At 61.1% G+C, this 23,761-nt stretch carries 21 protein-coding genes and 1 tRNA gene; 15 read left to right on the top strand and 7 right to left on the bottom strand.

What is annotated here, in order from left to right; translation table 11 throughout:
* Positions 1–68: 68 nt before the first annotated feature.
* The 11 genes from AD670_RS16025 to AD670_RS15975 all read left to right on the top strand — a co-directional run bounded on the left by AD670_RS16025 (position 69) and on the right by AD670_RS15975 (position 10,432).
* Positions 69–620, top strand: coding sequence for an RNA polymerase sigma factor (locus AD670_RS16025; protein WP_053134179.1), 552 nt, complete (start codon positions 69–71; stop codon positions 618–620).
* A 344-nt stretch (positions 621–964) separates the two neighbouring features.
* Positions 965–1,041: transfer RNA gene (locus AD670_RS16020), tRNA-Met, on the top strand.
* A gap of 121 nt (positions 1,042–1,162) precedes the next feature.
* Positions 1,163–1,996: an EamA family transporter gene (locus tag AD670_RS16015; RefSeq protein WP_053134177.1), complete on the top strand. Its 834-nt coding sequence runs from the start codon at positions 1,163–1,165 to the stop codon at positions 1,994–1,996.
* Positions 1,997–2,128: 132 nt separating this feature from the next.
* Positions 2,129–2,656, top strand: coding sequence for an RNA polymerase sigma factor (locus AD670_RS16010; protein ID WP_053134181.1), 528 nt, complete (start codon positions 2,129–2,131; stop codon positions 2,654–2,656).
* On the top strand, positions 2,649–3,605 hold the full coding sequence (locus tag AD670_RS16005) for a FecR family protein (RefSeq protein WP_053134174.1): 957 nt from the start codon (positions 2,649–2,651) through the stop codon (positions 3,603–3,605). Before AD670_RS16010 ends, AD670_RS16005 begins: the two co-directional genes overlap by 8 nt.
* A 104-nt stretch (positions 3,606–3,709) precedes the next feature.
* Positions 3,710–6,151 carry a TonB-dependent siderophore receptor gene (locus tag AD670_RS16000; RefSeq protein WP_053134170.1) on the top strand — a complete coding sequence of 814 codons (2,442 nt, stop codon included), beginning with the start codon at positions 3,710–3,712 and terminating at the stop codon, positions 6,149–6,151.
* 99 nt (positions 6,152–6,250) lie between these two features.
* On the top strand, positions 6,251–7,030 hold the full coding sequence (locus tag AD670_RS15995) for a PhzF family phenazine biosynthesis protein (protein ID WP_053134167.1): 780 nt from the start codon (positions 6,251–6,253) through the stop codon (positions 7,028–7,030).
* A 36-nt stretch (positions 7,031–7,066) separates the two neighbouring features.
* Positions 7,067–8,896 carry a gamma-glutamyltransferase gene (gene ggt / locus AD670_RS15990; protein WP_053134163.1) on the top strand — a complete coding sequence of 610 codons (1,830 nt, stop codon included), beginning with the start codon at positions 7,067–7,069 and terminating at the stop codon, positions 8,894–8,896.
* Positions 8,897–8,919: 23 nt separating this feature from the next.
* Positions 8,920–9,642: a peptidoglycan editing factor PgeF gene (gene pgeF / locus AD670_RS15985; protein ID WP_053134160.1), complete on the top strand. Its 723-nt coding sequence runs from the start codon at positions 8,920–8,922 to the stop codon at positions 9,640–9,642.
* 192 nt (positions 9,643–9,834) lie between these two features.
* Positions 9,835–10,131: a transcriptional regulator gene (locus tag AD670_RS15980; RefSeq protein WP_256243912.1), complete on the top strand. Its 297-nt coding sequence runs from the start codon at positions 9,835–9,837 to the stop codon at positions 10,129–10,131.
* On the top strand, positions 10,118–10,432 hold the full coding sequence (locus AD670_RS15975; RefSeq protein WP_053134155.1) for a DNA-binding transcriptional regulator: 315 nt from the start codon (positions 10,118–10,120) through the stop codon (positions 10,430–10,432). Before AD670_RS15980 ends, AD670_RS15975 begins: the two co-directional genes overlap by 14 nt.
* 26 nt (positions 10,433–10,458) lie before the next feature.
* Here AD670_RS15975 and ddlA read toward each other — a convergent pair whose 3' ends face one another.
* Together ddlA and AD670_RS15965 are read right to left on the bottom strand one after the other, a co-directional pair.
* Positions 10,459–11,553: a D-alanine--D-alanine ligase gene (gene ddlA / locus AD670_RS15970; RefSeq protein ID WP_053134152.1), complete on the bottom strand. Its 1,095-nt coding sequence runs from the start codon at positions 11,551–11,553 to the stop codon at positions 10,459–10,461.
* Between the two features lie 44 nt (positions 11,554–11,597).
* A complete protein-coding gene (locus AD670_RS15965; RefSeq protein WP_053134146.1) occupies positions 11,598–12,236 on the bottom strand; it encodes a LysE family transporter in 639 nt (212 codons plus the stop codon).
* Positions 12,237–12,373: 137 nt separating this feature from the next.
* On the opposite strand from AD670_RS15965, the gene AD670_RS15960 reads away from it, so the two are divergent.
* A complete protein-coding gene (locus tag AD670_RS15960) occupies positions 12,374–13,183 on the top strand; it encodes an AraC family transcriptional regulator (RefSeq protein ID WP_053134144.1) in 810 nt (269 codons plus the stop codon).
* Positions 13,184–13,189: 6 nt separating this feature from the next.
* Here AD670_RS15960 and AD670_RS15955 read toward each other — a convergent pair whose 3' ends face one another.
* Positions 13,190–13,765 carry a flavin reductase family protein gene (locus AD670_RS15955; RefSeq protein WP_053134141.1) on the bottom strand — a complete coding sequence of 192 codons (576 nt, stop codon included), beginning with the start codon at positions 13,763–13,765 and terminating at the stop codon, positions 13,190–13,192.
* A gap of 109 nt (positions 13,766–13,874) precedes the next feature.
* Complete coding sequence (locus tag AD670_RS15950) at positions 13,875–14,207, bottom strand: DUF2790 domain-containing protein (RefSeq protein WP_053134138.1); 333 nt, start codon at positions 14,205–14,207, stop codon at positions 13,875–13,877.
* A 225-nt stretch (positions 14,208–14,432) separates the two neighbouring features.
* On the opposite strand from AD670_RS15950, the gene AD670_RS15945 reads away from it, so the two are divergent.
* The 3 genes from AD670_RS15945 to AD670_RS15935 all read left to right on the top strand — a co-directional run bounded on the left by AD670_RS15945 (position 14,433) and on the right by AD670_RS15935 (position 18,198).
* Entirely contained in the window at positions 14,433–15,752 is a 1,320-nt protein-coding gene (locus AD670_RS15945; RefSeq protein WP_053134135.1) for an OprD family porin, read from the top strand.
* 338 nt (positions 15,753–16,090) lie between these two features.
* Positions 16,091–16,765, top strand: coding sequence for a heavy metal response regulator transcription factor (locus AD670_RS15940; protein ID WP_053134132.1), 675 nt, complete (start codon positions 16,091–16,093; stop codon positions 16,763–16,765).
* A complete protein-coding gene (locus AD670_RS15935; RefSeq protein ID WP_053134129.1) occupies positions 16,762–18,198 on the top strand; it encodes a heavy metal sensor histidine kinase in 1,437 nt (478 codons plus the stop codon). The genes AD670_RS15940 and AD670_RS15935 overlap by 4 nt, the downstream gene beginning before the upstream one ends.
* Here the strand turns inward: AD670_RS15935 and AD670_RS15930 are convergent.
* Genes AD670_RS15930 through AD670_RS15920 form a run of 3 tightly spaced genes read right to left on the bottom strand, consistent with a single transcriptional unit; the run spans position 18,122 to position 23,632 of the window.
* Complete coding sequence (locus AD670_RS15930; RefSeq protein WP_053134126.1) at positions 18,122–21,268, bottom strand: CusA/CzcA family heavy metal efflux RND transporter; 3,147 nt, start codon at positions 21,266–21,268, stop codon at positions 18,122–18,124. The two genes, AD670_RS15935 and AD670_RS15930, sit on opposite strands and share 77 nt — an antisense overlap.
* Before the next feature lie 18 nt (positions 21,269–21,286).
* Positions 21,287–22,393: an efflux RND transporter periplasmic adaptor subunit gene (locus AD670_RS15925; protein ID WP_053134123.1), complete on the bottom strand. Its 1,107-nt coding sequence runs from the start codon at positions 22,391–22,393 to the stop codon at positions 21,287–21,289.
* A gap of 18 nt (positions 22,394–22,411) precedes the next feature.
* The gene (locus AD670_RS15920; RefSeq protein WP_053134120.1) at positions 22,412–23,632 is read right to left on the bottom strand and encodes a TolC family protein; all 1,221 of its coding nucleotides are present in this window, start codon (positions 23,630–23,632) and stop codon (positions 22,412–22,414) included.
* Positions 23,633–23,761 lie beyond the last annotated feature (129 nt).

Here is a 23,761-nt window from a genome sequence, read left to right as displayed (position 1 = left end):
TGGCACAGGGAGTGCTAAAGGGACCTGTCGACACCCGCTCGACTGCGTCTACCCTAAGGAAAAAAAACATGAATATCCCTATTGAAGCCTTAGCTAACCTCGTTGGCAGCTCGCCTCAATTCATGCTTCACCTGACAGACGACCAGCATAAAAAACTCAAGCGCTTCATCCAAAAACGCGTACTCAACCCGGAAGATGCGGATGATCTTCTGCAAGTGACGTACCTGGAAGCCTGGCGCAACCGCGAGCGCTTCTGCGGTAACGCCTCGCCCAGCACCTGGATGTGTGGCATTGCACAGAACCTGATCCGCAATCACTTCAGGCGCATGTATGCCAAACCCGTGCATTGTGAATTTGATGAGTCGTTGTGGCATGGCCAGGAAGAAAACAACAACCTGGATTGGGAGTTTGAGATCAACCGCCGCCTGGAGAACACCCTGAGCGCCATCGACCACCTGCCGACGGAAATGCGCAAGACCATGTACGCCTCGCTGGAAACCGACGGTAGCTACCAGGACACCGCCGACGTATTGGACATCCCCATCGGCACCGTTCGCTCAAGGCTGTCGCGAGCACGCGAACAACTCAAGCGCGCCACTCATAACCCATTTCAACCGTAAATCTGGCTGACGAGCCAAGTGTTGGGCGACAGGGATATCCGCCCAACCGGTATCAGTCCTTCTTCGTGGATGGCAGCAAGATCGCCAATAACCCCACCCGCAAAACCACACATCCGCTCGAAACACCACGGGCGATCAATCCAGCGCCAGCAGGATCAACGGGCAGGTTCGCCCGGTGGTTGAGGGATTGCTTGAAGCCATGGGCATCACTTCACAGGAGAAGTGAATCAGCCACCACTCGTCGCCCAACCCACTCGTTTCCGTTAAACAATTGAAAGCGTAGATAAAAATTCAAAATAAATGCTTGACGCATTCCCGTTCTACGCGAATAATGCGCGCCACTTGGCTACATAGCTCAGTTGGTTAGAGCATAGCATTCATAATGCTGGGGTCCGGGGTTCAAGTCCCTGTGTAGCCACCAAGTACTAAAAACGGCTTACCGAAAGGTAGGCCGTTTTTTTATGCCTCGAAAAAAGTACCTGGGGCATACTCGCAGCCCCCACTCCCTTGATACAGAACCGAGCCCCATAGGACATCCCTTCATGAGCCTTGATGTGTTCGCAATCATCATGCTGGGCGCTGCGCTGCATGCCACTTGGAATGCCGTGGTCAAGGGTGGTGACGACAAGCTGCTGACCACGTGCATGATCGCGCTCATGGCATCGCTGATCGCATCGACGGTCATTCCGTTTCTGGAACTGCCGGCCAAGGAAAGTTGGCCCTTCATCGGCGCGTCGGTGATTTTGCAGGTGGTGTATTTCGTGCTGGTCGCCTCGACTTACCGCATTGCCGACATGAGCCAGACCTACCCGATCATGCGGGGCACCGCGCCGTTGCTGGTGGCGACGGCGAGCGTGGGGCTGTTGTCCGAATCCCTGTCCTCATTTGCCTGGCTCGGCATTGCCGTCATCTGCATTGGCATTCTGAGCATGGCTGCAACCCCTGGTGCCGGTCAGCGAAAAGGAACGTTCCTTGCGCTGGTCAACGCCGCTGTCATCGCCGGCTACACCCTGATCGATGGCGTGGGCGTACGCAAATCCGACGCCCCGGCGGCGTATACGTTGTGGATATTCCTGCTCACCGGCATTGCGCTTGCCGCATGGGCATTTGCCGCCAGACGGCGCGAGTTTTACCGCTATCTGGCGCGCCACTGGCGCCCTGGCGTGATCGGCGGCTTCGGCACCGTCGTGTCCTACGGCCTGGCGCTTTGGGCAATGACGGCGGCACCGATCGCCACGGTTTCAGCGCTCCGGGAAACGTCGATTCTGTTTGGCGTGGTGATCTCGGCGCTGGTGCTCAAAGAGCAACTGACCCGTCGCCGTATCGTAGCGGCGTGCATCATTGCCGGCGGGGCGATGGTGTTGCGACTGGGCTGATGCGCCGGTCGAGCCCATGACATGCCCGGCAGGACTGCTCTCCAAACAAATCCCCCGCCACCCTATCAAATGAGAGCATTTCTCATTAGTATGCCTGCTATTCGCGCAATGCCGCATCAGGGTATCGGGGCCATGGAGACAGGGACGCCAGGGGATCAGGAAAAACTCAGCGCCGTTTTTATCGGGCAGCGCAGTGCGTTAATCCGTATGCTGTCGCGCGTCGTCGGCTGTTCGAGCCAGGCGGAGGACCTGGCCCAGGAAACCTACCTGAAGGTGGCGAAAGCGCTGTACACCCGCCCTATCGAACACCTGAAGCCGTTTCTTTATCAAACCGCGCAGTACCTGGCCTTTGATCATCTGCGCAGTGTGCGCAGTAAAAGGCGCTATGAGTGCCATCTGGCCGAAAGCCTGGTTGTCGAGGTGCCCACCACGGCCCCCGGACCGGAGAGCCAGGCCCAGGACCAACAGCAACTGCTGCAGTTTCAACAGGTGCTCGCTACCTTGCCCAAACGCCAGCAACAAATCCTGGTACTGCATCGACTGCATGACCTGTCCCAAAGCGAGATCGCCCAACGCCTGCAGGTGTCGTTGAGCACGGTGGAAAAAGATCTGCGCCACGCCCTCACTGCCTGCGTCAAGCAAACGACCTACCATGATTGATCGTGCCGACACCCCCGATGCCATACGTAAGCAGGCGACCGACTGGTTCGCCCAGCGCGATGAGACGGTGCGCAACCCCATCACCCGCCAGCGCTTTGAGCAGTGGCGCGATGCGGATCCCCGGCACGCCACGGCGTATGCGGAACTGGCCGCGATGTGGGAAAGCCGCGCCTTCGAGCAAGCCTTGAAAAACCTCGCCGGCGACCTGGAATTGCCCCCTGCCCCGCAAGCCGTCACGCACCGCAAGACACGCTTTATGGCCGCCGCCGCTGCCGTGCTGATCACGCTGGGCATCGGCTGGATGGCTGATGTGCCGATACGCCTGCAGGCTGACCACATGACCGACGTCGCACAGCTGGAACGCTTTGACCTGGAGGACGGCTCGCACATCGTGCTGGGCAGCCACAGCGCAATCAGCATCGCCTTCGACGGCGCCCATCGCCGCATCAAGCTGCTGCGCGGCGAGCTCTACGTCGAAGCCGCCCATGACTCAGAGCGCCCTCTTAGCATCGAAACCGCCGAGGCCAGCGTCACCGTGGTCGGCACACAATTCAGCGTCAGCCAGCGCGACGCGGGCGTCACCGTCGCCGTGCGCCAAGGTCAGGTGCGATTCGCCAACCGCAAGGGTGAACAGAGCCTGTTGCAGGCGGGCAACTGGCAACAGCTGCTGGGTGGGCATCTGCAACCGCTGTCCTTGGACGGCGGTGAACGACAGATGGCCTGGATCAACGGACGGCTGTCGTTCCAGAACGCGCCGCTGGCGCAGGTATTGGCAGAGATCCGCCGCTATTACCCCGCACCGATCCTGCTCTTGAACGATACCGCCGCCGGTGAGCGGGTCAGCGGCAATTACCAACTGGATAACCCCCAGGCGATTGTGCAGGCATTGAGTAAAGTTACTTCCACACGGGTCCAGCGCCTGCCTGGCGGCATCCTGGTGATTCGCTGACACAGAGCCCCTGACACCGTCGAAAAAAGTTTTACGGCTTTCGAAGCTTCAACCCGTCAAGAATTTTGCCTTTGCAAATCATTCCTATTTCTAACGGGGCTCACATGCACTTTCCAGCACTCAATCCGACCCATGCCCGTAGCATTCTTGCGCTCGCCATCTGCCTGGCGTGCAGCACTGCGGTTGCCGTGGAACCGGCGGACAAGCCGGCCACTCGTGAAGCCGCCGATACCCGCAGCTTTGCCATTGCGCGTCAGTCGCTGGTCAATGCCCTGGATCAATTGAGTGTGCAGAGCGGGCTGCAAATTGCCTATGCGGCTGACCTGGCCCAAGGCGTCGAATCGCCTGGCGTCAGCGGCCGCATGACCGCCCTGGAGGCGCTGGCCCGGTTGCTCAAAGGCACGCCCCTGAGCTTCGAGCGCAATGGCCCTGATGCAGTCATGCTGACCCGCACCGAACAACCCGGCGCGGCCTTGCAACTGGGCACCACCACCGTCATCAGCAACCAGTTGGGCACCGTCACCGAAGGCACCGGCTCCTACACCCCGGGCACCATCGCCACGGCCACGCGCCTGGTGCTGACCCCGCGCGAAACGCCGCAGTCCATCAGCGTCGTCACGCGCCAGCACATGGATGACTTCGCCCTCGACAGTGTCGACGACGTGATGCGCCATACCCCTGGCATTACCGTGTCGGCCTACGACACCGACCGCAGCAATTACTACTCGCGTGGTTTTTCGATCAACAATTTCCAGTACGACGGTATCCCCTCGGCCGTGCGCAACGTGGCCTATTCGGCGGGCAACACCCTGAGCGACATGGCGATCTACGACCGGGTCGAAGTGCTCAAGGGCGCCTCCGGCCTGCTCAGCGGCGCCGGTTCCCTGGGCGGCACCATCAACTTGGTGCGCAAGAAACCTACGTCGGAATTTCTCGGACATATCACTACGGCGGCGGGCACCTGGGATCACTACCGCACGGAAGTGGACGTCAGCGGCCCGCTGACCGAAACCGGCAATGTGCGTGGGCGTGCCGTGGCGGCCTATCAGGACAACAAATCGTGGGTCGATCGCTACTCGAACAAAAGCTCAGTGTTCTACGGCATTCTCGAGTTCGACCTGTCACCCGACACCTTGCTCACCGTGGGCGCCGATTATCAGGACAGCAAACCCAAAGGCTCCACCTGGTCCGGCAGCTTCCCGCTGTTCAACTATGCCGGCGAATTGAACGATGCCAAGCGCTCCTTCAGCAATGCCACTGACTGGAGCAGTTGGCAGCAATACACCCGCACGGTGTTCGCCAACCTGGAGCACGACCTCGGCAACGGCTGGGTGACCAAACTGCAACTGGACCACAAGCTCAACGGCTACGACGCCCAGATGGGTGCGATCCAGTTCTACCAGCCGGCGGCGGACGGCACTGCCAATATCAACGCCCAGCGCTACAAGGGCGAAACCACCAGCGACTCGGCCGACCTGTATATCAGCGGCCCGTTCAACGTTCTCGGCCGTGAACATGACCTGGTGGTCGGTGGGTCCATCAGCACCGCCCACTGGAAGGGCAAGGGTTATTGGGACGAAACCTTCCCCACGGCCAACCTGGTCGACTACTTCAACTGGCACGGCAACCTGGCCAAGCCCGACTGGGGCGTAGCCTCCCAAGTCACCGACGACACCATTCGCCAGACCGGCATGTACGTCACCACCCGCTGGAACCTCACCGACGACCTGAAACTGTTGCTCGGCGGGCGCGTGGTCGACTACACCCTGACCGGCAGCACCGACACCTACCGTGAAACCGGACGCTTCATTCCCTATGCCGGGGCCATCTATGACCTCACGGACAACTTGTCGGCGTATGTCAGCTACACCGATGTCTTCATGCCCCAGGAAAGCTACAACCTCGACCGTAACCGCAAGCTGATTGACCCGGACGAAGGCGAGAACTATGAAGTGGGCCTCAAGGGTGAGTTCCTCGACGGGCGCCTGAACGCCAGTCTGGCGTACTTCGAGGTCAAGGAAAGCAACCGCTCCCTGCCCGACGATGCGTACAACAACCAGACCCCGACGCCGCCCAACTTTGCCTTCAAGGGCACCGACGCGACGACCAAGGGCTACGAACTGGAACTGTCCGGCGAAATCGCCCCCGGCTGGCAGTTGCAGGGTGGCTACACCCACAAAGTGGTGCGCGACGATGCTGGCAAAAAAGTCTCCACCTTCGAGCCCGAGGATCAGGTGAGCATGTTCACGATCTACAAGCTCAAGGGCGAGCTGGACAAAGTCAGCGTCGGCGGTGGCCTGCGCTGGCAGAACACGGTGTGGCAGGACATCTACAACAGCCCCAGGAACACGACCGAGAAATTCTCCCAGGAGGCCTACTGGGTGGTGGACTTGATGACGCGCTACCAATTCACGAAAAACCTGTCGACCACGCTGAACCTCAATAACGTGTTCGATAAGCCCTATTACACCAACGTGGGTTTCTACAACTCCGCCATCTACGGCGCACCGCGTCACTTCATGCTGACCACGCGTTGGGACTTCTGATTGCCTGAGTCACACGGCCTATCCTGGGGTAGGCCGCTTTTGACGCCCTCCCTTGCCACTGTTAGTGTCCAGCCTCCCCCACGCACGGAGTGCTTCACGGTGAAACTGGACATCTACCAAGTCGACGCCTTCAGCCAACATGCCTTCGGTGGCAACCCTGCCGCGGTGTGCCCGCTCACCGAGTGGCTGCCCGACGAGCAACTGCAGCATATCGCTGCCGAAAACAACCTCTCCGAAACCGCCTACTTCGTGCCCCGCGATGGGTTCTACGAGTTGCGCTGGTTTACCCCGCAAGTCGAAGTCGACCTGTGCGGCCATGCCACGCTGGCGACGGCCTGGGTGCTGATTCACGCGCTGGCGGACGCACCGCAGGTGCTGCGCTTTGCCACCCGCAGCGGCGAGCTACGGGTGACGCGCAATGGCGATGAACTGGCGATGGATTTCCCCGCCCGGCAACCACAGCGCTGCGAACCGCCCGCCGGAATGTTGAGTGCCCTGGGGATCGAGAGCGCCGACGTGTTCAGCACCGATGACTACATCGTGCTGGTGGATGACGAAGCCCAGGTCGCCGCGCTGACGCCTGACTTTGCGCGGCTCAAGGGCCTGCCCAAACGCGGGATTGCAGTCACCGCCAAGAGCACCCGGTTTGATTTTATTTCACGCTGGTTCGGGCCGAATGTGGGGGTCGATGAAGACCCGGTCACCGGCTCGGCACACACCTCGCTGGCACCGTTCTGGGCCGAGCGCCTGGGCAAATCGCACTTGTCGGCTGAGCAAGGGGGCCAGCGCAAGGGCCAGTTGCACTGCGAACTGCAGGGCGACCGCGTGATTATTTCCGGCAAGGCAGTGCTGTACATGCAAGGCACGATTTACCTGTAAACCGCAGTGCCCCAAGGACAACAGATCATTCGCAAAATGAACGGAGTTCAGCACGTGTTTTCGATTTCCCGTCGCCAACTGTCGCTCGTGGCGGCAGCCCTGACCCTGGCTGCCTGCCATACCCCGGCCACCCAACAACCACCGGCACCGGAGCTGGGCTCGGGCTATCGCACCGACCTCAGCACCCGCCATGCCGAGCGCCATATGGCCGCCGCCGCCAACCCGCTGGCGGCCGAAGCCGGGCGCGAGATGTTGCGCCAAGGCGGGTCGGCGATTGACGCCGCGATTGCGATGCAGGCGGTGTTGACCCTGGTGGAACCGCAATCCTCCGGCATTGGCGGCGGCGCGTTCATCATGCTCTGGGATGGGAAAAACGTGCACGCCTATGACGGCCGCGAAACGGCGCCAGCGGGGGCGACCGAGCGATTGTTCCTGAACCCCAACGGCACGCCGATGGCCTTTACCGACGCGCAGATCGGCGGGCGCTCGGTGGGCACGCCAGGGGTGCTGCGGGCCTTGGAAATGGCTCATAAAAACACCGGCCGCCTGCAATGGGCCAAGCTGTTTGAGCCCGCGATTCGCTTGTCGGAGCAGGGCTTCGCGATTTCACCGCGCTTGCACAGCCTGATCGCCGCTGACCGCTTTATCGCGCAATCGCCGGAGATGGCGGCCTACTTTCTGAATGCCGATGGCACGCCCAAAGCCACCGGTACACGGCTGAAAAACCCGGCGCTGGCCGCTGTATTCAAACGCATTGCCAAGGAAGGGCCGGACGCCCTGTACCACGGGCCGATTGCCGATGAGATTGCGCGCAAGGTACAGGGCAACCGCAATGCCGGCAGCCTGACTCAAGCCGACCTCAAGGACTACGCCGCCAAGGAGCGCACGCCGCTGTGCACCGATTACAAACGCTGGAAAGTCTGCGGCATGCCGCCGCCGTCCTCAGGCGGGATTGCGGTCGCGCAGATTCTCGGCACATTGCAGGCCTTGGAAGCCCGCGACCCGCACCTGGCCATCGCGCCGATGACACCGATAAAAAGCGCCTCGCCTGCCGGGCTTGAGCCCACGCCCGAGGCCGTGCACCTGCTCGCCGAAGCCGGTCGCCTGGCTTTTGCCGACCGCGCGCTGTACGTGGCCGATGCGGACTTCACACCGGTGCCGGTGGCCGGCCTCGTGGCCCCGAACTACCTGGCACAGCGTGCCACGCTGATCGGCGAGCGCAGCCTGGGCATCGCTAAGCCAGGCCGACCGGCCGGTATTCAAGTCGCGTACGCACCGGACCGTTCGCCGCTGCGAATCTCCACGTCACAAGTCGTGGCCGTAGATGACTTGGGCGGCGCCGTGTCGATGACCACCACGGTAGAAGCCGCGTTTGGCGCCCATGTGATGGTCCAGGGCTTTTTGCTCAATAACCAGATGACCGACTTCTCATTCATCCCCGAAGAAAACGGCCAGCCGGTCGCCAACCGCGTGCAACCCGGCAAACGCCCGCGCTCGGCCATGGCGCCGACCCTGGTGTTCGACCGCGAGAGCGGTGAGTTGCTGGCCACGGTCGGTTCGCCGGGCGGCTCGCAAATCATCGAGTACGTGAGCAAATCTTTGGTGGCGATGCTCGATTGGAACCTCGACCCGCAAGCCGCCATCAACCTGCCCAACTTCGGCAGCCGCAATGGGGCTACCGAGTTGGAAGCCGGCTTGTTCAGCCCGGGTCTGAAACAGGCGCTGCAGGACAAGGGCCATGAGCTGAGCGAGATCGACATGACCAGCGGCGTCCAGGCGATTGTTCTCAAACGGGACGCCCAGGGTAAGGTGTCGCTGAGCGGCGGCGCCGACCCTCGGCGTGAAGGCGAAGCGCTCGGCGACTGACTTTATTGAACGGAGGTGATCCCTTGCATCAGGCTGAAAATCTCGCTGCCATTCCTGGCATCGACCACGGTTTCTGTTCGATCAATGACCCGCTGCGCCCGGATGAGCCGTTCATCTGCAAGCAAGTGCACAGCGCCTCGGTGATTGAATGGCAGGCGGGACAGGTGACCAATACGATCGAGGCCGATGCAGTGTCGACGCATCGCGCTCACCCGATTGCGGTGATCACCGCAGATTGCCTGCCCATTCTGTTCGCGTCGAAAACCGGCGAACGGGTAGCCGCAGTCCATGGCGGCTGGAAGGGGCTGCAACGCGGGATTATCGCCAACGTCATGCAGCACTTTGCCGCCGAGGGGATTGCAGCCGACCAACTGCAAGTGGCTATCGGCCCATCGATCAAGCCGTGCTGTTATGAAGTGAGCGAAGGGTTTATCGCCGACTTCCAGAGTGACCAAGGGCACCTGTGGCAACACGCCCAGGCACCGTGGAGCTTCGTGCAACCGGCACCGCTGCGGTCCCCCGAAATTACTCCGCCCCATGCACGACAAGCAGGCAGTGCGTGGCTTGACTTGAGCGGGTATGGGTTGTTGCTGCTGCAAGCGGCGGGTGTCAAGCGTGAGCAGATCGAAGTGAGCGAGGTGTGCACCTACTGCACGTCGCCGACGTTTGCCAGCTACCGCAGAAGGACGCATCAGCCGGAGGAAGCGAAGACGTTGATTTATTCGTGGATTGCTCGCACAGACTAATAGGAGAAGGCCTACAACACTCTTTCTCAAATCCTCTACATGTCTTCAGATCGCAAAATGCCATGTCATTTTTTGCGATAAACCCCTTCTTGAGCGGCGCCTTTTCACCTGCGATTTTCTGGCCCGCACTTTCTTGCCAGGGGCTACGTCAAAGACGTAGAATTTCTCGTGTTAACGATCATAGAATCTCCATTGTTCAGCAAACTATGGCCTGACTATTGGAGCGAAGATGAAAAGGGTATTTTCGTGGCGTTTCTTGCCAGCCATCCCGATGCCGGAAATGTTATTCCTGGCTCGGGCGGTTGCCGAAAAGTACGCTGGTGCTTGGAGGGCCAGGGCAAAAGAGGGGCTGTGCGAATCATCTATACCACTCAGTTGGCTTGCGGAGAAGTAGTAGTCCTACTGATTTACGGCAAGGGCGCTACGGAGAATATTCCAGCGCACATCCTGTACAAAATTGCGAAGGAGATGAACCATGCCTCTCACTGATAAACAACTGCAGGAACGTGACGCCAAACGCAATATCGGCGAAGAATTACTGAGCGCTATTCAGGATGTTAAAGCAGGACGCTATGGCGCCGTGCAACAGATCGAAATCACTCAAGCTGCCGAAGCAAGAAGCAAGACAGGACTGTCGCAACCCAAATTTGCCGAGCTTTTGGGGGTTTCGGTAAGAACCCTTCAAGAGTGGGAACAGGGGCGTCGTTCCCCCTCCGGCGCAGCACGCTCACTGCTGCATATTGCGGCCATAAGACCAGACGTTTTTCGGGAAGTCCTCAGTAACGCCTGATGGCGTTACTGGCCACTCCCTGAGGATCAACGGCTGATCTTCAACCCCTTCCGCCCCGCATGCCGCTCCAACGCCAGCTCAATCAACCGGCTCACCAGCTCGCTGTAGCTCATGCCCGCTGCCTGCCACAGCTTTGGGTACATGCTGATGCGAGTGAAGCCGGGCAGTGAGTTGATTTCGTTGATCAGCACTTCGCCGTCGTCGGTCAAGAACACATCGACCCGCGCCAACCCTGCGCAGCCCAACACCTCAAACGCCTCAAGGGCCAAGCGGCGAATCCGCTCACTGGCTTCATGGCTGATATCAGCCGGCACCACCACTTGAGCCGCCTGGCCGTCGATGTATTTGCTGTCGTAGGAGTAGAAACCGCTGCTCACCACGATCTCGCCGCAGCCGCTGGCGACCGGGTTTTCGTTACCCAGCACGGCGCATTCTATTTCGCGGCCGCGCACGGCGGATTCCACCAGTACCTTTTGATCAAACCCCAGGGCCAGTTCAACCGCGGCGTGGTACTCAGCCTCGTTGCTAACCTTGCTCACACCCACCGAAGAACCCTGGTTGGCCGGTTTGACGAACATCGGCAGGCCGAGTTTATTCACCGCTGTTTCAAAGGAAGTACGCGCGGCGTTGTTGCGGGTCAGGGTGATGAACGGGGTCACGGCAATACCGGCATCACGCAGCAGGCGTTTGCTGATGTCCTTGTCCATGCACACTGCCGAGCCGAGCACGTCGGAGCCGACGAAAGGCAGGTCAGCCATGCGCAGCAGGCCTTGCAGGCAGCCGTCTTCGCCGAGGGTGCCGTGGACGATGGGGAAGATCACATCGATGTGTGCCAGCAGGCCGTTGCCGGAGGTTTCCACCACCTGCTGGCTGGCCTTGCCGGGCACCACCGCCAGTTCGCGATTGGATTGGTTAAGGGCGATGAGTGCCGGGTTTTCCTGGTTGATCAGGAAGTTCGAGGTGTCATTGAGGTGCCAGTGGCCGGCCTTGTCGATGCCGATCAGGACTGGCTCGAAGCGTGTGCGGTCGAGTGCATCGACAATATTGCGCGCCGACTGCAACGAGACTTCGTGCTCAGCCGAACGACCACCAAAAATAATCCCTATCCGCACCTTGCTCATGACTCGGCCTCACTGTTGAAAGTAAGGCTTCTTACCACGGGCGGTCAGCGATTCGCTACCAGGTGTGCGCCGAACAACACGTAGCAACCGCCGGCAAAACGGTCGAGCCATTTGCGCGAGCGGCTGTAGAGGTTGGCCATGTGCGCACTGGAAAACACCAGGGCCACGCAGGAATACCAGCTGAACGACAGGGTGGCCATGGTGATCACCGCCAGGGTCAGCAGCATCGGCGACGGCGACGGCGGCATGGTGGAGGCGAAGATGGTGGCGACGAACAACGCGGCCTTGGGGTTGGACAGGTTGCCCAGCAACCCCAGGCGCCAGGCGGAAAACAACGAGCGGCGCGCTTCGTCCGGCAACAGGCTCTGGCCCATCGCCGGTGCCGAGCGCTTGAACAGTTTCAGCCCCAGGTAAATCAGGTAGCAGCCGCCGATGATCTTGAACGCCAGGTACAACATGGGGGCGGCGGTAAACAGCGATTTGATGCCCAGGCCACCCGCCAGCCCCCACATGATCGTGCCAGTGGACACGCCCGCCGAAGCCACCACGCCATGGCGGCGCGAACAACTGGCAGCCAACTGTGCCGTGTTGAAGAAGTTAGGCCCAGGCGTCACCACTGCCACCGTCCACAGCAGGGCCAGCGAGATCAGGGGAGCCACGTAGGCGGGGTTGATAAATTCCATTAGGAAACTCCATCAGCGCGGGGCACGAGCCAGGAGCATAGACCTCGCCCACCGCCTGCACAATCGTACAAGACCCCGGCAGACAAGGGATGCAGACTGGGTTAACGTATTTCCCTCTCTTCTTGTGACAAGCCGCCATGGGCAAACCGACCCGCAACTTCGACTGGCTGCACCGTGCCCCGCATGCCAGCGGCCTGGACCGTATCGAGGCGTACTTTGCAGGCTTTGCCTTCGACCCGCATCGCCATGACACCTACGCCATCGGGCGTACCTTGTCTGGCGTGCAGAGTTTTCACTATCGCGGCGACATGATCCACAGCCTGCCCGGCACGACCATGGTGCTTCATCCCGATGAGACCCACGACGGCCACGCCGGCAGTGACGAAGGTTTCAAGTACCGGATGATTTACGTGGAGCCGGCGCTGATCCAGCAGATTATCGGCGGCAAGCCGTTGCCGTTTATCCCCGGTGGCTTATCCACTGACCCAAGGCTGTTCCGCGCCAGCGAAGTACTGCTGCAGAACCTCGATCATCCGATTGACCCGTTGCAGGAGCAGGACGCGATGTTCGACCTGGCCCACGCGCTGAGCAACGCCGCGGGCGCCATCGTCAGCCGCAAGGCTTTCGATTACGTCGCCGCCGAGCGCGCCCGTGAATTTATCCACAGCGCCCTGGGCCGCAGCATCACCCTGGACGAAATCGCTGAGCACGCCGGCCGTGACCGCTGGGCCTTGTCGCGGGATTTTCGTCTGCTGTTCGGCACCAGCCCCTACCGCTACCTGACGATGCGCCGTCTGGACCTGGTGCGCAGCCTGTTGGCGCAGGGACAGTCGCTGGTGGACGCGGCGCTGATCGCCGGCTTCACCGACCAGAGCCATATGACCCGGCAGTTTCGCAGCACCTACGGCATGCCGCCGTCGCGTTGGGTGAAGATGCTCGGGCGTTGAGTACGCTTATAGCAAGCGCCCATCAATGGGCTCGCCGATGGTGAGGAAATGCCCTCCCGCCACATGGTGCAAAGTCCGTAACTCATCATGCCCTTCGAAGTGCCAGTGGCCTTCGCTGAACACGCGCTCGTCGGCATAGGCCGCGACGACTTCGCCGAGGAACAGGTCATAAGTCTGCTGGTTGTGGGGCTCGGGCAGCAGGCGGCATTCCAGCCAGGCTACGCAGTCTTCCAGCAAGGGCGCGTCTGTGTGTTCACCGTTGAAGGTTTGCAGGCCATACGCAGCGAACTTGTCACGCTCGGTGCCGGTGGTATTGCCGACCGTCTGCACCAGGTCGGCCTGGGCCGCACAGGGCACCTGCAGCACGAAGGTGCCGGCACCTTCCAGCAATTGGCGCGTCCAGGTGGACTTGTCCAGCACCACCGCGACTTTGGGCGGTTCGAAATCCAGTGGCATGGCCCAGGCGGCGGCCATGATATTGCGTTGGCCGTTGTGGGCTGCGCTGACCAGCACAGTTGGACCGTGATTGAGCAAACGGTAGGCCTTTGGCAGCGGGACGGGGCGACAGTGGGCTGGATTCATGGAGGATAGGCTCTTCAAACGAAAAACCTACGATACCTCAAGCATGAGTCCTATGGATCAGCTCGACAGTTGGTTAACGAATCGCCCTACGCGTTGAGCACCAGCACATTTAACCGCCGTTATTTCGACACACGCCCATGACTTGGTACTCCAAGGTAGTGAGCTTGCCGCTGGAGTCTTCATAGGTCATGCGCGAAGGCACGGTATTGCACGCGCGGATCGGCGGCGTCACGTTGACCACCTTGGCAATGTCCAGCTTCATCCCATAGCGATACGCCTGCACTTGGGGCACCGGCTTGCCGTTTCTCACGGCGTAATCGGCCATGGCCTTTTCATTGCGCTCCATCATCAGGGCAAAGGTGCGATCACCGCCGCCTTCGGCCAATGCACCGAAAGACAGGACGGCCGTTAATACACCCAGAGCGGTTTTATAAAAGTTCATCAACTATTCCTCGACTGAAAGTTCAGTGCCGAGACTAACGAACGAACCCTGACGCGATGTTCACCAGAACATTACTTATTTGTTAGGTGGCCGTAAGTTTCCAAAATTGTAATGTTCACGCCACCCAATCGTTATCCACGGTTTGCAACTATCAGCCCGGGCCAGATCAATAAGAACGCTCACTTCCATAAGAAGCTGATAACTGCCAATACCGAGGAGCGAAATATGCATATCCGTTATTACACCCTTCCCCTTTCTCTGATCGCCACATTGCCCCTGGCAGCCGTGGCCACGGAAGACAAACCTGAAGGGTTTATCGAAGGCAGCAGCCTGAACGTGCTGGCACGCAATTTTTACTTCAATCGCGATGACCGCAAGGGCCAATCCAGCCCTACCGGTAATGGCTATTCCGAAGCCTGGGTCCAGGGGCTGATCGGCAAATTCGAATCCGGCTTTACCCAGGGCACCGTGGGGTTTGGCCTGGACGCCTTCGCCATGGTCGGCGTGAAGCTCGACTCGGGCACCGGCCGCAGCGGCGGCAAGGGCTCGTTCGGCGTGCTGCCGGTGGACAGCAACAATCATCCCGAAGACAACTACAGCAAGGTCGGCGGCGCGGCGAAACTGCGCGTATTGGACACGGTAATCAAGGCCGGCGACGTGTTCCCAGTGACGCCTGTGGTGGCCTACGGCGATTCGCGAGTGTTGCCGGAAAGCTTCCGTGGCGTGACCCTGCAGAACACCAGCCTGGAGGGCCTGACCTTGCAGGGCGGGCGTTTGAGCGGCATGAGCCAACCCAACGAAAGCGGCATGAACAAAGGGTTCGCAACGTTTTACGCCGGCCCGGTCGATTCACCTTGGATCGGCTACTTCGGCGGCGACTACACCGTGAACAAACACCTCAGCCTGAGCCTGTACAGCAGCCGTCTCAAGGACGCCTGGAACCAGTACTACGTCGGCAGCGCCGCCAGTTACCCGCTGAACGAAGACGTCTCGCTGTTCGGCGACGTCAACTACTACAAGGCTGTGGACGAAGGCAAAAAACTGCTGGGTGAATTCGATAACAACATCTGGAGCGCCCGGCTCGGCGTGAAGGTCGGCGCCCACAGCCTGGCGGTGTCGCACCAGCGCAACAACGGCGATGACGACTTCGATTACCTGCGTCAGTCGGACTCGATCTTTCTCAACAACTCGATCCAGTACAACGACTTCAACTCGCCCAAGGAGCGCTCATGGATGCTGCGCTACGACCTCGACATGCAGCCGTTCGGCATTCCCGGCCTGTCATTCATGACTCGCTACGGCAAGGGCACCGGCGCCGACTACAGCAATGCCAACGCGGTGTATATGCGCCGCGATGCCGCCGGCGATCCGCTCACCGACCAGCGCCGCTGGGAACGGGATATCGAAGCCAAGTACGTGGTGCAAAGTGGCAACTTGAAGGATTTATCGCTGCGACTGCGCCAGGCTACCGTGCGCTCAAGTGCGTTTGAGTCCGACCTTGACGAAGTTCGCGTCATTATCGAATACCCCTTGGCGATTCTTTAACACGTACTGACATTTACTTGCCGATACCGTACATCTCTTCACAGGTTGAAGTCTGTCAGAACTGTAATATCGGCCTCACCTTCTCGTTAAGTTGTCTTTTTTATACTGCACATCGAACACATCTCATCTCTGCAGCTGTTGTGTAGCTCCTTTGGAACAGAGATGAATTTTTACGCCCCAGCCGGGGCGTTTTTTTTGTGTGCACGGTCAGTGACGAATCGTCGCACCGGCCTGACGCGGCTTGACCCTAAAGCTACTTCAGGATTCAGAGTTTTCCTACAGCCTACCCAAGCCTCTATGAGGCCCTCTCCTTTCGTTTTTCTTGAAGGTAAATCCCCATGCGTATCCTTGTGGTTGAGGACGAGCAGAAAACCGCCGATTACTTGCAGCAAGGCCTGACCGAAAGTGGCTACGTCGTCGATTGCGCCGCCAGCGGTATCGATGGCCTGCACCTGGCCCGGCAGCACACCTACGAACTGGTGATCCTCGACGTGAACCTGCCCAACACCGACGGCTGGGAAGTACTGGAACAACTGCGCCGGGACGGCAACCAGCGCGTGATGATGCTGACCGCACGCGGCCGCCTGGCCGACAAGATCAAGGGCCTGGACATGGGCGCCGATGATTACCTGGTCAAGCCATTCGAATTCCCCGAGCTACTGGCCCGCGTGCGCACCTTGCTGCGGCGCAGCGAACATATCCCGCTGCCGGACGTGCTGCGCGTCTCGGACCTGGAGTTGGACCCGCGTCGTCATCGCGCCTATCGCGGCAACCGACGTATCGACTTGACCACCAAGGAGTTCGCCCTGCTGCACGTGTTGATGCGCCAGGCCGGCGAGGTGATGACCCGCACGCAGATCATCTCGCTGGTGTGGGACATGAATTTCGACTGCGACACCAACGTGGTGGAAGTCTCCATCAGCCGCCTGCGCGGCAAGGTCGATGACCAGAGCGAGGTCAAGCTGATCCACACCATTCGCGGCGTGGGTTATGTGCTGGAGGCGCGCCAATGAGGACCAGCAGCCTGTCGATGCGCCTGGGGCTGACGGTCAGCCTGATGGGCGCCGGGCTGGTCGTGCTGTTGGCGACCCTGGCCTACCTGGCCTTGACCCATGAGCTGGAAAAACTCGCGCGCAAAGGCCTGGAAAGCAAGATGGAACAGATCCAGCACAGCCTGGCGCTGGGCCTGGACACACACGGAATCAAAGCCCGCCCGCACTCGTTGCTGGACCTGGTGATGGGCCATGACAACTTCTACCTGACCATCGTCGGCACCGCGCCCGATAACGCCGTGCTGCTCAGTGTCGGCGCCAAACCCCAGGAACCGTTACTGACCGACTTTTCCCCCCGGGAAACCCTCGGTTACCTCAACTGGGAAGACCAGGACGGCAACCAGGTACTCAGCGCCTCCAGCCTGATGCGCCTGGCCAGCGGCGAGCGCGTGCGCGTGTTGCTGTCGCTGGATCGCCAGGATGACCAGGCGCTGCTCAGTGCCTACCTGCGCGCCACCCTCATCGCCCTGCCGATGCTGTTGATCCTGATCGGCATGGGCGCCTGGTGGCTGGTACAACGCGGGTTGGCGCCGTTGAAGCAGTTCAGCCATGTCGCGGCCCAAGTGACGACCCAGGACCTGACCCACCGCTTATCCATCGACAACCTGCCCAAGGAGCTGGGCGAGTTGGCGCAAGGCATCAACGTCATGCTGAATCGCCTGGACGCCGGGGTGCAGCAGTTGTCGCAGTTCTCCGACGACCTCGCCCACGAACTGCGCGCGCCGTTGACCAACCTGATGGGCAAGGCCCAGGTGACCCTGTCCCGCGAACGGCCCTCGGAGGAATACAAGGCAGGGCTGGAATCCTGCACCGAGGAAATGGAGCGCCTGTCACGCATCGTTTCCGACATGTTGTTCCTGGCCCAGGTCAGCCATCCGGCGGCACGGGCCGGGTTTGACGCGGTGTCGCTGGGCGCGGAAGCACAACGGGTGATGGAACTGTTTGCGCTGAGCGCCGAAGACAAACACGTGAACCTCAACCTGCGCGGCGACGCCTGGGTGACGGGTGATCGCCTGATGATCCAGCGGGCCATTTCCAATTTGCTGTCCAATGCCATCCGCCACACGCCCGAAGGCTCCAGCGTGCTGCTGCTGGTGGAGACCTACGACCAGAGCGTGGCGTTGTCGGTGGGCAACCCCGGGCGTGGCATCGAAGCGCACCACCTGCCGCACCTGTTCGAACGTTTCTACCGCGCCGACAGCAGCCGTACCCGCGCCGAAGGTGGCACCGGGCTGGGGCTGGCCATTGTGCAGTCGATCATGCACCTGCATCAGGGGCACGCCGACGTCAGCAGCCAGCCAGGCCGGTTTACACGGTTCAGCCTGGTATTTCCTCTTCCTTGCGATGGGCCCACTGGTACAGCGCCGGCAGCACCAGCAAGGTCAGCAACGTAGAAGAAATGATCCCGCCGATCACCACCGTCGCCAACGGACGCTGCACTTCGGCGCCGGTGCCGGTGGCCAGGGCCATGGGGATAAAACCGAGGGAGGCCACCAGTGCGGTCATCAATACCGGGCGCAAACGGGTCAGCGCGCCTTCGTGGATGGCTACCGACAGTGAACGCCCTTCCTCGCGCAGGTTGCGGATGAACGCAATCATCACCAGGCCGTTGAGCACCGCCACGCCGGACAAGGCGATAAAGCCTACGCCTGCGGAGATCGACAGCGGAATATCGCGCAGCCACAGCGCCATGATCCCACCCGTCAACGCGAACGGAATCCCGGTAAACACCAGCAGCCCGTCCTTGAGGTTGTTGAACATCATGAACAACAACCCGAACACCAGCAGCAAGGCCACCGGCACCACGATTTGCAAACGCTCGGAGGCTTCCTTCAGTTGTTCGAACTGGCCGCCCCACGTGGTCCAGTAACCCGCTGGCACTTTCACTTGCGCCGTGAGCGCAGCCTCGGCCTCTTCCACGAACGAACCAATATCCCGCCCGCGCACGTTGGCACTGACGATCACCAGGCGCTTGCCGTTCTCGCGGCTGATCTGGTTCGGACCGAGCACCAGGTCCAGGCTGGCGACCTGGGACAAGGCAATAAACCCCAACTGCCCCGCCGCATTCCCGGCCAGCGCCGGCACCGGAATCAACAGCCGCGACAAGCCGTCGATGTCAGTACGCAGCGCGTCGGACAAGCGCACGACCATGTCGAAACGGCGGTCACCTTCATACAGCGTACCGGCCTGGCGCCCACCGACGGCGACGGCAATGGTGTCCTGCACATCGCCGACATTCAGGCCAAAGCGCGCGGCCTTGTCACGGTCGATATTGATGGTCAGCACCGGCAGGCCGGACGTCTGTTCGACCTTGACTTCCGAAGCGCCATCGAGGCCTTGCAGGGTCTCGGCAATTTCTGCGGCGGTGGTGTTGAGCACCGCCATGTCGTCACCAAATACCTTCACCGCCACATCACTGCGCACCCCGGAAATCAGCTCGTTGAAACGCAGCTGGATCGGTTGCGACAACTCGTACGCACTGCCCGGCACAATCGCACTGGCGCGCTGGATATCGGCGATCAGGGTGTCGCGGGATTTGTTCGGATCCGGCCATTGCGCCTTCGGTTTGAGCATCACGTAGCTGTCGGAAATATTCGGCGGCATCGGGTCGGAGGCGATTTCCGCCGTGCCGGTACGTGCAAATACCCGCTCGATTTCCGGCACCTGGGCCATCAAGGTTTTTTCCAGTTGCTGCTGCATCTGCACCGATTGCGTCAGGCTGGTGCCGGGCACGCGCAGGGCCTGTTGGGCGAAGTCGCCCTCGCTGAGGCTGGGGATAAACTCACTGCCCATGCGGCTGGCCACCACGCCCGAGGCGACAATGGTCAGCACGGCCAGACCGAACACCAGCGGCCGGCGGGTCATCACCCAATCCAGCACCGGCGCGTAGGCTCGGCGCGCGGTGCGCATCACCAGGTTTTCTTCTTCCTTGACCTTGCCGGTGACGAACAGCGCAATCGCCGCCGGCACGAAGGTCACCGACAGAATCATCGCCCCCAGCAGCGCGATCACCACGGTAAAGGCCATGGGGTGGAACATCTTCCCGGCTACACCGGTGAGGGCGAAGATCGGCAGGTACACGACCATGATGATCAACTGCCCGAAGATCAGTGCACGCCGCGCTTCCTTGGCCGCCGCGAACACCTCGTGCAGGCGCTCGCTGCGGGTCAGCAAGCGACCATAGCGCTGCTGCGCATGGGCCAGGCGGCGGATAGCGTTCTCGACGATCACCACCGCGCCGTCGACGATAATGCCAAAGTCCAGCGCGCCGAGGCTCATCAGGTTGGCGCTGACTTTGTTGGTGAACATGCCGGTAAAGGTGAACAACATCGCCAGGGGAATCACCATCGCGGTGATCAGCGCCGCGCGGATATTGCCGAGGAACAGGAACAACACCGCGACCACCAGCAGCGCACCTTCGAAGAGGTTTTTCTTCACGGTGGCAATGGCTTTTTCGACGAGGTTGGTGCGGTCGTAGACGGTAACCGCCACCACGCCTTCGGGCAGCGAGCGGTTGATTTGCTCAAGCCGGGAAGCCACCGCCTGGGACACGGTGCGGCTGTTTTCTCCGATCAACATAAACACCGTACCCAGCACCACTTCGCGGCCGTTTTCCGTGGCGGCGCCGGTCCGCAACTCTCGGCCGATCTCGACCTGGGCGACATTGCGCACGCGGATCGGCGTGCCGTCGGACGTGGTGATGACGATATTGGCGATGTCGTCGATGGACGCCACCTGGCCCGGCGCGCGGATCAATAATTGCTCGCCGCTGCGCTCGATGTACCCGGCGCCGACGTTGGCGTTGTTGCGCTCCAGCGCCGTGACCAGATCGTTCAAGGTCAGGTTGTAGGCCGCCAAGCGTTTGGGGTCGGGGGCGATCTGGTATTCCTTGGCGAAGCCGCCGATGGTGTTGATCTCGGCCACACCGGGCACGTTGCGCAGTTGCGGCTTGATGATCCAGTCCTGGATCACCCGCAGGTCGGTCGGCGTGTAGGGCGTTCCGTCGTCCTTGCGTGCGCCCTCTTCGGCCTCCACGGTCCACAGGAAAATTTCCCCGAGGCCGGTGGAAATCGGCCCCATCGCGGTTTCGATCCCCGTCGGCAATTGCTCGCGGGCCACCTGCAGGCGCTCGTTGACCAACTGGCGGGCGAAGAACAGGTCGGTGCCGTCCTTGAAGATCACCGTCACCTGGGACAAGCCGGAGCGCGACAGTGAGCGGGTCTGCTGCAGGCCGGGCAAGCCGGCCATCGCGGTTTCGATGGGAAAGGTGATGCGCTGCTCGGTTTCCAGCGGCGAAAAACCGGCCGCCGCCGAGTTGATCTGCACCTGCACATTGGTGATGTCGGGCACCGCGTCGATGGGCAGTTTCTGATAGCTGGCAATGCCGACACCGGCCATCAACAGCACCGCCAGCAGCACGATGATGCGCTGCTCAATGGCGAATTGGATAAGGCGCTCAAACATGAGAAATCACTCGCAGGATCAATGGGCGTGCTCGGCCGAGCCCTTGCCCAACTCGGACTTGAGGATGAAGCTGCCGGTGGTGGCCACCTGGGCACCGGCCTCCAGGCCTTGGCGCACTTCGACGTAGCCGTTTTCACTGGCGCCCAGTTCGAGATGGCGGGTGATAAAACCGTCTGGGGTGCGTACGAATACCGACGGTTTTTCCTCGACGGTCTGGATCGCCGTGTGCGGCACGGTGACCTTGGCCTGGTAGGTGTCGGTGGCCAGTTGCACGGTGACAAACAGCCCAGGGCGCCAGGCGTCGTCAGGGTTGGGCACGGTCACGCGTACGGTGGCGGTGCGCGTTTGCTCGCCGAGCAAATTGCCAACATAGGCCACGGTGCCCTGCACGTCGGTGCCCATTTCCGTGGAGCTGACTTTCACCGGTTTGCCGAGGCGGACCTTGTTCAAATCCTTGGGGAATACGCCGAAGGTGACCCACACCTGTGACAGGTCAGAAAGCGTGAAAGCATTGCTGGTCTCGCTCACTACCTCGCCGACACCGAGGTGTTTTTCCACCACCACGCCGGCAAACGGCGCTCGCAGTTCGTAACGATTGCCGCCGACCAGCACGGTGTTGCCACTGATAGCTGTCATCTTTTGGCGGGCATTGTTCAGCGCGATTTCGGCTTCTTGCAGGGTTTGGCGCGCCAGCAGGTAATCCTGTTCGGCGGAGATCTTGTCCTGCCACAACTGGCGTTCACGCTGGAAGGTGATACGCGCCAGTTCAACCCGACGCTCGCTGGCCGCCAGCTCACTGCGCTGGTCAGAAATCTGCTGGCTGGCGATCACGGCGAGCAGTTCGCCCTTCTTCACGGCCTGGCCAAGATTGACCTTCACCGACTCCACCACACCGGCCGCGCGCGGGACGATATGCGAGGTGCGGTCTTCGTCGAAACGCACCTCCCCCGGCAGCGTCAGCAATGTACTGATCGACCGGGGTTGAGCCTCGGCGAGTTCGATGCCGGCGGCCTGGATTTGTTGTTCAGTCAGCTCGAGCGTGCCTTCTTCTTCCTCGGCGTTGGCCACGCCGGACAGCATCAGGCCCAAGGCGACGGCAAGCGCCACGCCGTGTCGTTTGTTCATAAGGCACTCCAGAAAAAATCAAAATCGGGCGAGGTCGCCGTAAATCCGTTCGATGCGCAGCCAGGCGTCGGTGGCCTGGGCGGTGGCTGCGAGGTATTGGGTGCGCGCCGCGATCAGGGTGCGCTGGGCGTCGAGCACGTCGAGGAAGTTGAACTTGCCCATCTCGAAGCCGCGAGTGGCGCTGTCCACCGCGCTTTGGGCGGCGGGCAGGATCTGCTGGTTGAATGCGCGCACTTCGGTATTCGCGGTTTGCCACAGGTCCAGGGCCTGGCGCGTTTCGGTACGCAGGCGCAATTCGGCAGCGTTGCGCTGGTCGCGGGCCTGATCGGCACGGCGCGTGGCGGCAAGTACGTTGCCCTGGTTGCGGTTGAACAACGGAATCGGCATCGATACGCCGACCAGGTTCACCCGCTCGCGCACACTGGCGTCGTACTGACTGCCAATCGACACATCCAGGTCGGGAATACGCTGGGCTTTTTCCAGGCCCACGCTGGCTTCGTTCTGCGCGATCTGCAGTTCGGCCAGGCGCAGTTCGACGGTCTGTTCAAGGCGCGCCAACAGTTGCGTGGCGGACGGCAACGGCGGTGTGGAGTGGCTTGGCGTGGCGACGGCCTGGAAGTCGGTCGCCGCGCTGCCGGTACTGGCGGCCAGGCGGCGATAGGCGTCGGTGAGGCCCATTTGCGCGCGGTTGAATTCGAGGCGGATCTCCGAGAGCTGCACCTGGGCCCGCGTGGCTTCCACTGGTGAGGATTTGCCGGCAGTGACACGACCGTTGGCGACCACCAGCCCGCGCTCGGCCAAGGCCAGGGAGCGCTGGGCCAGGTCGAGACGTTCCTGGGCGCGCAGGGCACCGTAGTAGCCGTCGATCACCTCGGCGCGCAACGTGTTGCGGCGCTGTTCCAGGGTCAGTGCCGCGGCGTCCTGGGCCCGCGTCGCCACGTCAATGCGGGCTCCACGCTTGCCACCCAGTTCCAGGGTCTGGCTTAGCTTGAGGGTGGTGGTGCGCGTATCGCGACGTGTGTCTTCGGCATCCCAGGACGCCACCGGATTGGGGATCAGCCCGGCCTGCTGCCGACCGCCCTCGGCGATCTCGATTTCCCATTGCGCCGCCGCCAGGTCGGGATTGTGGGCGAAGGCAGTTTGCAGGGCAGCGTCGAGGGTAAGGGTTTGCACCTGGGCAACGCTGGCGGCGCTCCACAACAGCGTCACCCCCAGCAGCGTTCTAACGGAAATTGCCATAACGAGAGTTCCACGCCCATAAAGTAAAAGCCGGGAGAATGTAGCGTTCGCGACTTATCAGAGCGGTGGAGCAAAGATTACAAATCCGACAGCAATGGCTCTGCGGCGGGCGTTATCAGGTATGCTTTT

Origin of the sequence: Pseudomonas sp. MIACH (genome assembly GCF_001269925.1) — a bacterium.
Taxonomy (GTDB): Bacteria; Pseudomonadota; Gammaproteobacteria; order Pseudomonadales; family Pseudomonadaceae; genus Aquipseudomonas.
The sequence above is the reverse complement of the archived record's forward strand: the minus strand, read 5'-3'. Positions and strand labels throughout refer to the sequence as shown.

Excerpts from the sequence above, each read along its gene's own strand:
- AD670_RS15960 (WP_053134144.1), top strand. The coding sequence starts at position 12,374 with ATGGGCAAACCGACCCGCAACTTCGACTGGCTGCACCGTGCCCCGCAT.
- AD670_RS16000 (WP_053134170.1), top strand. The coding sequence starts at position 3,710 with ATGCACTTTCCAGCACTCAATCCGACCCATGCCCGTAGCATTCTTGCG.
- AD670_RS15945 (WP_053134135.1), top strand. The coding sequence starts at position 14,433 with ATGCATATCCGTTATTACACCCTTCCCCTTTCTCTGATCGCCACATTG.
- AD670_RS16025 (WP_053134179.1), top strand. The coding sequence starts at position 69 with ATGAATATCCCTATTGAAGCCTTAGCTAACCTCGTTGGCAGCTCGCCT.
- AD670_RS15925 (WP_053134123.1), bottom strand. The coding sequence starts at position 22,393 with ATGAACAAACGACACGGCGTGGCGCTTGCCGTCGCCTTGGGCCTGATG.
- ggt (WP_053134163.1), top strand. The coding sequence starts at position 7,067 with ATGAACGGAGTTCAGCACGTGTTTTCGATTTCCCGTCGCCAACTGTCG.
- AD670_RS15940 (WP_053134132.1), top strand. The coding sequence starts at position 16,091 with ATGCGTATCCTTGTGGTTGAGGACGAGCAGAAAACCGCCGATTACTTG.
- AD670_RS15950 (WP_053134138.1), bottom strand. The coding sequence starts at position 14,207 with ATGAACTTTTATAAAACCGCTCTGGGTGTATTAACGGCCGTCCTGTCT.
- AD670_RS15935 (WP_053134129.1), top strand. The coding sequence starts at position 16,762 with ATGAGGACCAGCAGCCTGTCGATGCGCCTGGGGCTGACGGTCAGCCTG.
- AD670_RS16015 (WP_053134177.1), top strand. The coding sequence starts at position 1,163 with ATGAGCCTTGATGTGTTCGCAATCATCATGCTGGGCGCTGCGCTGCAT.
- AD670_RS15975 (WP_053134155.1), top strand. The coding sequence starts at position 10,118 with ATGCCTCTCACTGATAAACAACTGCAGGAACGTGACGCCAAACGCAAT.
- ddlA (WP_053134152.1), bottom strand. The coding sequence starts at position 11,553 with ATGAGCAAGGTGCGGATAGGGATTATTTTTGGTGGTCGTTCGGCTGAG.
- AD670_RS15955 (WP_053134141.1), bottom strand. The coding sequence starts at position 13,765 with ATGAATCCAGCCCACTGTCGCCCCGTCCCGCTGCCAAAGGCCTACCGT.
- AD670_RS15965 (WP_053134146.1), bottom strand. The coding sequence starts at position 12,236 with ATGGAATTTATCAACCCCGCCTACGTGGCTCCCCTGATCTCGCTGGCC.
- AD670_RS15930 (WP_053134126.1), bottom strand. The coding sequence starts at position 21,268 with ATGTTTGAGCGCCTTATCCAATTCGCCATTGAGCAGCGCATCATCGTG.
- AD670_RS16010 (WP_053134181.1), top strand. The coding sequence starts at position 2,129 with ATGGAGACAGGGACGCCAGGGGATCAGGAAAAACTCAGCGCCGTTTTT.
- AD670_RS16005 (WP_053134174.1), top strand. The coding sequence starts at position 2,649 with ATGATTGATCGTGCCGACACCCCCGATGCCATACGTAAGCAGGCGACC.
- AD670_RS15920 (WP_053134120.1), bottom strand. The coding sequence starts at position 23,632 with ATGGCAATTTCCGTTAGAACGCTGCTGGGGGTGACGCTGTTGTGGAGC.